Source organism: Arthrobacter sp. 8AJ, assembly GCF_902506025.1.
Taxonomy (GTDB): Bacteria; Actinomycetota; Actinomycetes; order Actinomycetales; family Micrococcaceae; genus Arthrobacter.
In genome coordinates this window covers 3,667,927-3,676,155 of the sequence record NZ_LR733289.1, presented here as the reverse complement: position 1 = coordinate 3,676,155, position 8,229 = coordinate 3,667,927, and the positions used below count along the sequence as shown (strand labels likewise).

General features: G+C 65.4%; 9 protein-coding genes. 5 read left to right on the top strand and 4 right to left on the bottom strand.

From position 1 onward, the window contains the following. Positions 1 to 103: 103 nt before the first annotated feature. Both BACI349Y_RS17005 and BACI349Y_RS17000 read left to right on the top strand, forming a co-directional pair. Positions 104 to 616 carry a glutathione peroxidase gene (locus BACI349Y_RS17005; protein WP_159633473.1) on the top strand — a complete coding sequence of 171 codons (513 nt, stop codon included), beginning with the start codon at positions 104 to 106 and terminating at the stop codon, positions 614 to 616. A gap of 159 nt (positions 617 to 775) precedes the next feature. Then, positions 776 to 1,705: a phosphodiesterase gene (locus BACI349Y_RS17000; RefSeq protein WP_159633470.1), complete on the top strand. Its 930-nt coding sequence runs from the start codon at positions 776 to 778 to the stop codon at positions 1,703 to 1,705. Between the two features lie 85 nt (positions 1,706 to 1,790). Here BACI349Y_RS17000 and BACI349Y_RS16995 read toward each other — a convergent pair whose 3' ends face one another. Together BACI349Y_RS16995 and BACI349Y_RS16990 are read right to left on the bottom strand one after the other, a co-directional pair. Beyond that, positions 1,791 to 3,428 carry a stealth family protein gene (locus BACI349Y_RS16995; RefSeq protein WP_159633467.1) on the bottom strand — a complete coding sequence of 546 codons (1,638 nt, stop codon included), beginning with the start codon at positions 3,426 to 3,428 and terminating at the stop codon, positions 1,791 to 1,793. 76 nt (positions 3,429 to 3,504) lie between these two features. After that, entirely contained in the window at positions 3,505 to 4,434 is a 930-nt protein-coding gene (locus tag BACI349Y_RS16990; protein WP_159633464.1) for a hypothetical protein, read from the bottom strand. Between the two features lie 148 nt (positions 4,435 to 4,582). On the opposite strand from BACI349Y_RS16990, the gene BACI349Y_RS16985 reads away from it, so the two are divergent. Together BACI349Y_RS16985 and BACI349Y_RS16980 are read left to right on the top strand one after the other, a co-directional pair. Then, positions 4,583 to 4,882 (top strand): type II toxin-antitoxin system VapB family antitoxin, encoded by a 300-nt coding sequence (locus BACI349Y_RS16985; protein ID WP_026264985.1) that lies wholly within the window; start codon positions 4,583 to 4,585, stop codon positions 4,880 to 4,882. Next, complete coding sequence (locus tag BACI349Y_RS16980; RefSeq protein WP_159633461.1) at positions 4,875 to 5,549, top strand: LytR C-terminal domain-containing protein; 675 nt, start codon at positions 4,875 to 4,877, stop codon at positions 5,547 to 5,549. The genes BACI349Y_RS16985 and BACI349Y_RS16980 overlap by 8 nt, the downstream gene beginning before the upstream one ends. 9 nt (positions 5,550 to 5,558) lie before the next feature. Here BACI349Y_RS16980 and BACI349Y_RS16975 read toward each other — a convergent pair whose 3' ends face one another. Together BACI349Y_RS16975 and BACI349Y_RS16970 are read right to left on the bottom strand one after the other, a co-directional pair. Then, positions 5,559 to 6,209 (bottom strand): TetR/AcrR family transcriptional regulator, encoded by a 651-nt coding sequence (locus BACI349Y_RS16975; RefSeq protein WP_159633458.1) that lies wholly within the window; start codon positions 6,207 to 6,209, stop codon positions 5,559 to 5,561. Between the two features lie 35 nt (positions 6,210 to 6,244). Continuing rightward, on the bottom strand, positions 6,245 to 6,943 hold the full coding sequence (locus BACI349Y_RS16970; protein ID WP_159633455.1) for a DsbA family oxidoreductase: 699 nt from the start codon (positions 6,941 to 6,943) through the stop codon (positions 6,245 to 6,247). 214 nt (positions 6,944 to 7,157) lie between these two features. Between BACI349Y_RS16970 and BACI349Y_RS16965 the strand changes: the two genes are divergently transcribed. Continuing rightward, positions 7,158 to 8,219, top strand: a complete 1,062-nt coding sequence (locus BACI349Y_RS16965; protein WP_159633452.1) for a glycosyltransferase family 4 protein — start codon at positions 7,158 to 7,160, stop codon at positions 8,217 to 8,219. The last annotated feature ends 10 nt before the right edge of the window (positions 8,220 to 8,229 follow it).

Below are 8,229 nucleotides of genomic sequence, written 5' to 3'. Positions count from 1 at the left end.
ACCCCCACCCCTACGTCGACCGAACCAGTACCGACGGCGCCCCCCGCCTAGGGAATTTCCACCCCGGACCCGTACGGCGCCCCGCCGGCACCGAATCCCTTCCATGAACATCTCTCCTCTGACACGCAGCCAGCGACCCCTCTATCCGATCCCGCTGATCCTGAACGATGGCACCAGGACATATTTCGGCCAGTTCAAGGGAAAAGTGGTGTTGGTGGTCAACGTGGCCTCCAACTGCGGCTTCACGCGGCAGTACGCAGGCCTGGAGGCCCTCTACGGCAAGTTCCGCGACAGGGGGTTCGAGGTCCTGGGCGTTCCGTGCAACCAGTTCGCAGGGCAGGAGCCGGGGACGGACAGCGACATTGCTGACTTCTGCGAACGGAATTTCGGTGTCACGTTCACGTTGACGGCCAAGGCAGAGGTCCGCGGCAGGAACCAGCACCTGCTCTATTCGGAGCTCACCAAGTTCAAGACCGGGCTATTGCCGGGGCTGGTGAAGTGGAATTTCGAGAAGTTCCTGGTCAACCGGGAGGGGGACGCGGTGGCGAGGTTCGCCCCCACGGTCGAGCCCGACTCAGCAGAGATCATCGAGGCCATCGAGCATGCGCTCGAATAAAGGGCGGCCCGCCGAATTTGCCCTGCAAAAGCGCAGTTCTTGTAACTTTTTCCACATCAGCGGCGGAGATTTACCCCATGTTTGCCAAATGTCTGATTGGATAAATATTACTGAAGGGTACAAGGGAAGAACGGCTTCCCACCGACCATAGAGGTAGCAATGGAGCACATCGAGGCCGAACACCCCCGGCCACGCCACTTCCTACTCCACCTGAGCGATCCCCACCTGTTGGGAGGTCCAGAACCCCTCTACGGAACCGTCGACAGCGAAGCCAGGCTTATCCAGCTCTTCGATGAAGTCAAAGCGTCCGGGGCCAGGCCGGAGGCCGTGATCTTCACGGGCGACCTTGCCGACAAGGGCGATGCCGAGGCGTACGTGAAGCTTCGGGCCATCGTCGAGCCGGCCTGCAAGGAGATGGGCGCCCAGGTCATCTGGGCCATGGGAAACCATGACGACCGGGCCAACTTCCGCAGGGGACTTCTTGACCAGCCCGGCAGTGACGCGCCGGTTGACCACAGCTACTTCATCAACGGGCTGCGGGTCATCACCCTGGACACCACCGTCCCGGGATTCCACCACGGCGAACTGAGTCCATCGCAGCTGGAGTGGCTGGCCCGCCAGCTGGAAACCCCTGCCCCGGACGGCACCATCCTGGCCCTCCACCACCCGCCGGTCCCGTCAGTGCTGGACCTCTCGGTGCTGGTGGAACTGCGCGATCAGGCGTCCCTGGCCGCAGTAGTGCGTAATTCGGATGTCCGCACCATCCTGGCCGGACACCTGCACTACTCCACCACCGCGAGCTTCGCCGGCGTTCCCGTCTCGGTGGCGTCGGCTTCCTGCTACACCCAGGACCTTAATGTACCTGTGGGCGGAACCCGCGGGCAGGACGGCGGCCAGGCGTTCAACCTGGTGCACGTGTATGAACACACCATCGTGCACTCCGTGGTGCCGATGGGCAGTGCCCCCACCGTTGGCGAGTATGTGTCTCCCGAGGAGACGGCCCGGCGGCTGGAGGCCGCCGGAATTAGGATCCCGGAAACCACCAAGCAGCGCGGCAGCACTAAACTCGGGGTGCCTACCAGCCGGTAATACCGGCTCCACAGAGCACTGGGGCAGGCTCCCTGACGGAGCCTGCCCCAGTGCTTTGGAAGTGAAGGGTCAATGGGCGGCCAGCCTACTTCTCCCAGGGTGCCTTGATGGGGAAGTACCTTTCCAGGAAGTCCGTCACCACTTCGGCGCGCTCGTCCGCGCTGACCTCAGGGAAGCTGCCGTCGTTCAGGCAGAAGAAATCCATGTTCCGCTTGGCCAGCAGCTTGGGCAGGTACTTCAGACCCGAGCGCATGGTGGTGTCCACGTAGCGCACCTTCGCCGCAGTCTGCGTCACGGCGCGGCCGGTCAGCAGGGCGTAGTAGTGGTAGAAGGAATTGGTCACGGAGATGTTGTCCGCTGCACGGAACCGGCTGGCCGCCGTCTTGCGGAACTCCTCCGGGAACTCCTCCTCCATCTGGCCCACCACGCTCCGCCGCAGGGGCGCGGCAGTGTGCTCCAGGTGGCGGGTGGTGATCCGGCCGAACCGGTTCCACAGGAGCTTGCGGTTCACCCGGGCGGCGTTTTCGAACCCGCTGCGCTCGGCATCGTTCTCGCCCAGGCCAATCCTGGTTTCCGCCTCGATGAACTTGGTGATGCCGCCGGGCGTGAAGAACATGTCCGGGCCCACCGGCCGGCCAAAGAACATGTCGTCGTTGGAGTAAAGGAAGTGCTCGGACAGCCCATCGATGTGCTGCAGCTGGCACTCCACAGCCTGTGAATTGTGCGTGGGCAGCACCGAGGGATCGGAGAAGAACTCCTCGCTCCGGACGATGGTGACGGAAGGGTGCTCCGCCAGCCAGGAAGGAGCGGGGGAGTCCGTGGCGATGAAGATCCGGCGGATCCAGGGCGCAAACATGTACACGGACCGCAGTGCGTACTTGAGTTCGTTGATCTGCCGGAACCGGGCCTCATGGTCGTCGCCTTCGCCCAGGACATGTCCCTTTTGCTGGGCGCGGCGGGCCGCGATGTATTCGGGGGAGCTGCCGTCCACCCAGGAGAACACGATGTCGATGTCGAAGCTGATGTCGCTGGCGTGGTCCGCAAACATGTTCTCGATGGTGGGCCACGTGTGTCCGTAACGCTCCACGGTGCCCCGGACCGCATCCTGGCGCAGCAGCGTCCTGCGGGTCAGGGAGTTCTCGATCGGAAGGATGAGCTGTTCTCCCTCGAAGGACCACAGCTCAATCTGGACGCCGGCAGAGGCACCGAACTCGAAACCGCCCACCGGCTCCACCCGCGGCCGGTACAGCCGGAAGATGCGTCCCTGCCGGTTGGGGGACAGCTCGCCGTCCGCCACCAGGACGGACGTCTTCTTCTTCGCGTCCACGGTCATGGAGTAGAAGGGCTCGTCCCGGCATGCCTCCACCAGGGCAGCCCGGAGTTTCTTCCGATCCTTCCAGTCCAGGGCCAGCACGGGGCGGTCATTGTTGCCGCGGACCAGGAGGTACGACAGGCCGGCGTTCGCCAGGACGTTCCGCAGGAACAGCAGGTCTTCCACCATGGCCTGGTAGGGGGTCCTGGTGTCGTTAATCAGGGCATAGCGGCCCTTGTGCCGGACGACGTCGGCCCGGTGGCCCAGCCGCCGTTCTGCTGCTGCCGACGTGATTTCGGCGTGAAATTGTTCTTCCACTGACGCCTGGGCGCCGTAGTAGACCTCGTCCTGGACCGGTGCTTCTGTAATGGTTGTCTCCGTGCTGGTGGAAGTGGGCATTCTTACCTGCATGATAGTCCTGCCTTGGTAACGGAAGGTTTCGCGGCGCTTTTGCGGCCGGGCGGGGCATCCCCCGCCCGGCAGGGACTCAGGCGTCCAGCGCCTCCCGCCAGGCCCGCAGGAAGGCGCCGCCGGCGTCGTCGTGGATCACCGTGGACTCCAGCCCCAGGTCCGCTGCCGTCAGCACGGGGTAGGGCTTGCTGGGCACACCGTCCGCCGGCCGCACGTCCACGTGCTTCACGGGATGGTCGTTGTGGTGCAGCCAGTCCGCCATGGCGTAATCGGTGCGGGAATCGCCCACGGTCCGCCACGCCTGCGGGGTGATGCCCTGCGCCGCGAGGAGCTCCACCGCACGGCTGGCGCCCAGGTCCTTCCCCAGCCGCACGGACTCAATGTCCGTGGAAATAATGGTGGGATCCACGCGGTAGTCCACCTCGTCGTCGGAATTCGGCACGTGGTGGTCAAGCCGGACAACGCCCAGCCCGTGGCGTGCCATGAGTTCCATCGCCTCGGCGTCGAACAGCTTCTGCTCCGCCAGGTAGTCAGCGCTGGGCACGTCGATGTGCTGCTCTACTGAGACCATGGCGCGCTTGGTTTCGTCAAAGAACATGTGGGCGGCATAGTCCTCCGCCACCAGCCGGCGGATGTCATCCCCGTACGCTGCGGGGACGGCGAGTTCCCGGTCCACGTGGATGGGGCCGGGGCCGGCCGACGTATAGCTGAACCAGATCGCGCCCTTTTCGCAGATGGCGTGGATGACGGTTCCCGCCGGAATGCCGGCCGAGATCATCGGTTCCATGACCTGCTCGCGGATAAAGGCGTCGGAACGGCCGGTGTTGAAGATGACAGGAATCCCGGCTGCTGCGAGGGCCACCAGGTCCAGGATGATGGCGGGCTTGACGTCCCGTGTCACCGGGCTGGCTACCGGGCCGTCCACGTCCAGCAGGAGCGCCAGCGGCGGTGCGGACGGCAGGCGGATTCCGGGTGCGGACACGGCAGGGGACTCGGATACTGTCATGGGTCCATTCTGTCAGCAGGACCGCCGCCGTCCCGTGCGGGCGCCCGCGGAGCAGGCCGTGTGGCGGTATGGTCACTGTTTGGCTACAACCTGGCGCGGGCCAGCCCTGCTACTTTCGCTGGGGCACCGCGGTGCCTACTGTGGCATGGTGATATTCAAAGCTGTGGGCGAGGGCCGCCCTTACCCCGACCATGGTTACAGCACTCCCAAGCAGTGGGCATCGCTGCCGCCGCGGCCGGTGCGGCTGGACGAACTGGTGACCACCAAGCGCACCCTGGACCTGGAAGCGCTGCTGGCGGAAGACTCCACATTTTTCGGTGACCTGTTCCCGCACGTGGTGCAGTACCAAGGGACCCTCTACCTGGAGGACGGACTCCACCGCGCAGTGCGGACCGCCCTGCACCAGCGCACCGCGATCCACGCCCGGGTCCTGGTGCTCGATGGCTAGCAAGCGGCCAAAGGATCCCGGCATCCTGCATGGCCACCACGTCGTTTCCGGACCTGAGCTGCGCGCCGCCATGGAAGCGGCACGGGACGCCGACGAAACCGTCCGGGTCCGCCGCCGCGTGCTGCACGGCGTGGTGCTGGTCCTGCTCATCGGAGTGATCGCCGCAGGCATCATCGTTGCCCTGGCCATCATCAACGGCCGGCTGAAGCTGCCGTCGGCCGAGCCGGCCCCGACCCCCGTGTCATCCTGCCCGGCCCCAACGTTCGACTACACGCCCACCGACAAGATCAACCTCAACGTCTACAACTCCACCAGCCGGCCCGGCCTTGCCCGCTCCGTGGCGGATGAACTGCTGGCACGCAAGTTCGTGGTGGGCAACGTGTCGAACATCAACGCCGGCTACCGGGGCGTGGCTGCCGTGGTGTCAGGCGCCGCCGGCCAAGCGGCGGCGTTCACGGTGCAGCGCCATGTGCCCGGATCGGATTACTTCCAGGACGGCAGGACAGACGCCAGCGTGGACGTCATCCTGGCCCAGGATTACAAAGCGCTGGTCCCGCCGGAACTGGTGGACCAGACACCAGGAAAGCTCAGCTGCCCGAGGGAGAACCGGCGCACTGCGGACACGGACAAGCTGCCCGTCATGCCCGCCGCCGCTCCGACGCCCTGACCGCCGGACTCAGCCGGCCACTGCCGGGAGCTGGCCGACGCGCACGGGCCGGCCGCCGTCGTCGAACCTTGCACCGGCGCCCAACTGGATGAAGCGCACGGTCCGCGCCACGCGCGCCTCCAGTTCGGCCGGCTCGTCGCTGCCCCTCGCGGCACTTGAGGACAAGGTGCCCAGGATCAGCTGGGACTGCTGGCCCACGTCCGCCACCGGCAGGTAGCCCTGCTCCATGCCGTCACGCAGGATGCCCTGCAGCAGGACGCTGAGCTCGCCCACATGGTCGGAGAGCTTGGCAAAGGACGACGGCGACAGCACCGCCCCCATGGCAGGCCCCGGCGGGAGGTGGCGGCGGCTGAGGTCAACCACCTGGGCACGGACGTACAGTGCCAGCCGCTCCACCGGGTTCTCCAAACGGTTCAGCGATTCGCGCAGGTCGGAGAGGAACTTCTCGGTCTCGTCCAGAGCGTAGGAGATCAGCAGTTCTTCGATGTCCGCGTAGTAGTTGTACACGGCGGTGCGGCCCACACCTGCGTGCCGGGCCACATCCGTCATGGTCAGCCCCGGGAGGCCATGGGTGAAAAGGAGCTCGCCGAAAGCGGTGAGGATGCGGCGCTGGGTGTCCGCGCGTTGTTCGGCGTTGCTGGCCGCTGAAATCCTGGGCATGCAGACACTTTACCGCGATGTGTCAGTAAAAGATGCTAAACCGCGCAGCCGTCCGGGCCGCAGGCCTCAGCTTCGGAGGAATTGACCAGGACCAGCGGGTTGGCGTCCTGCCACGCCTGGTTAAGGGCAGCGGTGAACGTCTCCGTGGGCTGGGCGCCGGACAATCCGAACTTCCGGTCGATCACGAAGAACGGGACGCCGCTGATCCCGAGGCCCTGGGCCTCCTGGAAGTCGAACCGGACCTCGTCCGAGTACTTGTCGGTGGTGAAGAGTTCCTCCACCTCGCTGGCCGGCAGGCCCAGGTCCGCGCCCAAGGACGTGAGGTATTCCCGGCTGCCAATGTCCTTGCCGTGCTCAAAGTGGTCGCTGAGCAGGCGCTCCTTGGCCGCATCCTGCCTGGCGTGGGCCGCCGCGAGGTGGATCAGGCGGTGGGCGGTGAAACTGTTGGCCACCACAACCTTGTCGAACCGGTAGTCCAGGCCTTCACCCTTGGCCTGCTGCGCCACGTGCTCGAACATCTGCGAGACCTGCGGCGCCGGCATGCCCTTGCGGCTGCTCAGGTACTCCAGTTCGGTGCCGTCGTAGTGCTCCGGCAGTGTTGGGTCCAGCTGGTAGCTGCGCCACACCACGTCGACGGCTTCACGGTGGGGAAACGCTGCCAGGGCAGCCTCGAACCGGCGCTTGCCGATGAAACACCACGGGCATGCAACATCCGACCAGATCTCAATCTTCATGCCCTGCATAACCGGGCCGCCCTGGCGGCCATTCCGGCGCGTGCCGTGAGATGGGGCACATTCAGCCCTTGTGGCCGGGGCGATCCTGGGCAATAGTTCTGAGGTAGGTGAAGCAGACGCCATGGAAATGTCGAACACCGCGGGACAAGCATGTCCTGCGGATTTATGTGCCTGGCGGCTGGGGAGCTCGGGCCTCGTTTTCTGGAGGCCGGATATGCGTATCGGACTTATTGCAGGACCGTGGATTCCGATTCCACCGGTCACCTACGGCGGCATTGAAAGAGTCGTGGACACCCTGGCGCGCGGGTTCGCCGCGGCCGGACATGAAGTGCTGCTGGCAGCCCCTTCGGAAAGTACCTGCCCCGTGCCGCAGGTACCCGGGATGCGGCCGGCATCCCGCGATGAACTGGGCCTCACGATGTCTGAGCTCAGCCATGTCATCCGCGCCTACAAGGGCCTCCAGGACGTGGATATCATCCATGACCACACCCTGGCAGGCCCCCTCTACGCGCATAGGCCTCCAAAGGTGCCGGTGGTGACCACCATCCACGGGCCGCTCCACCAGGACGCAGAGGACCTGTACCGGGCCATGGGCCAGGACGTCGCCATCGTGGCGATATCGCGCGACCAGGCGTCCCATGCCCCGGAAGTCCCCGTCACGCAGGTGATCCATCACGGGATGGATGTTTCCGCTGTCCCTGTCGGAAGCGGACGCGGTGGTTACTTGTGCTTCGTGGGCCGGGCGTGCGAGGACAAGGGCCTGCTGGAGGCAATCACTATTGCGCGGCAGGCGGGCGTGCACCTGAAGATCGCCGTGAAAATGCGGGAGCCCGAGGAGATCCGCTATTTCCGCGAGGTCATCGAGCCGATACTTGGCCCCAACGAGGATTTTGTGGGGGAGGTGGATGACGCCACCAAGTACCGGCTGATGGGTGAGGCGCTGGCATTCCTGAACCCCATCCAGTGGTCCGAACCTTTCGGCCTGGTCATGATAGAGGCACTGGCCACCGGCACCCCCGTCATCGGCACGCGCATCGGCTCCGCCCCTGAGATCGTGGAACATGGCCGGACGGGTTTCCTCGGGAAGACCGAGGAACTGCGGGGCTTCGTTGAGGCGGCCGCCGGGCTCAGCAGGGAACGCTGCCGGGCATCAGTAGAGGAGCGGTTCAGCGCCCAGCGGATGGTGGCGCAGCACCTCAGGCTCTTTGATGACCTGCTGGCCGGGAGATTGCCGGGAGGGGTTCCGGTTGCCCCGCCGGTGCACCAGAATCGTTAAGGGGGGACCG

Bases quoted from the DNA above. Each gene is read 5' to 3' on its own strand.
- BACI349Y_RS17000 (WP_159633470.1), top strand. From the start codon at position 776: ATGGAGCACATCGAGGCCGAACACCCCCGGCCACGCCACTTCCTACTC.
- BACI349Y_RS16980 (WP_159633461.1), top strand. From the start codon at position 4,875: ATGGCTAGCAAGCGGCCAAAGGATCCCGGCATCCTGCATGGCCACCAC.
- BACI349Y_RS17005 (WP_159633473.1), top strand. From the start codon at position 104: ATGAACATCTCTCCTCTGACACGCAGCCAGCGACCCCTCTATCCGATC.
- BACI349Y_RS16970 (WP_159633455.1), bottom strand. From the start codon at position 6,943: ATGAAGATTGAGATCTGGTCGGATGTTGCATGCCCGTGGTGTTTCATC.
- BACI349Y_RS16975 (WP_159633458.1), bottom strand. From the start codon at position 6,209: ATGCCCAGGATTTCAGCGGCCAGCAACGCCGAACAACGCGCGGACACC.
- BACI349Y_RS16965 (WP_159633452.1), top strand. From the start codon at position 7,158: ATGCGTATCGGACTTATTGCAGGACCGTGGATTCCGATTCCACCGGTC.
- BACI349Y_RS16995 (WP_159633467.1), bottom strand. From the start codon at position 3,428: ATGCAGGTAAGAATGCCCACTTCCACCAGCACGGAGACAACCATTACA.
- BACI349Y_RS16990 (WP_159633464.1), bottom strand. From the start codon at position 4,434: ATGACAGTATCCGAGTCCCCTGCCGTGTCCGCACCCGGAATCCGCCTG.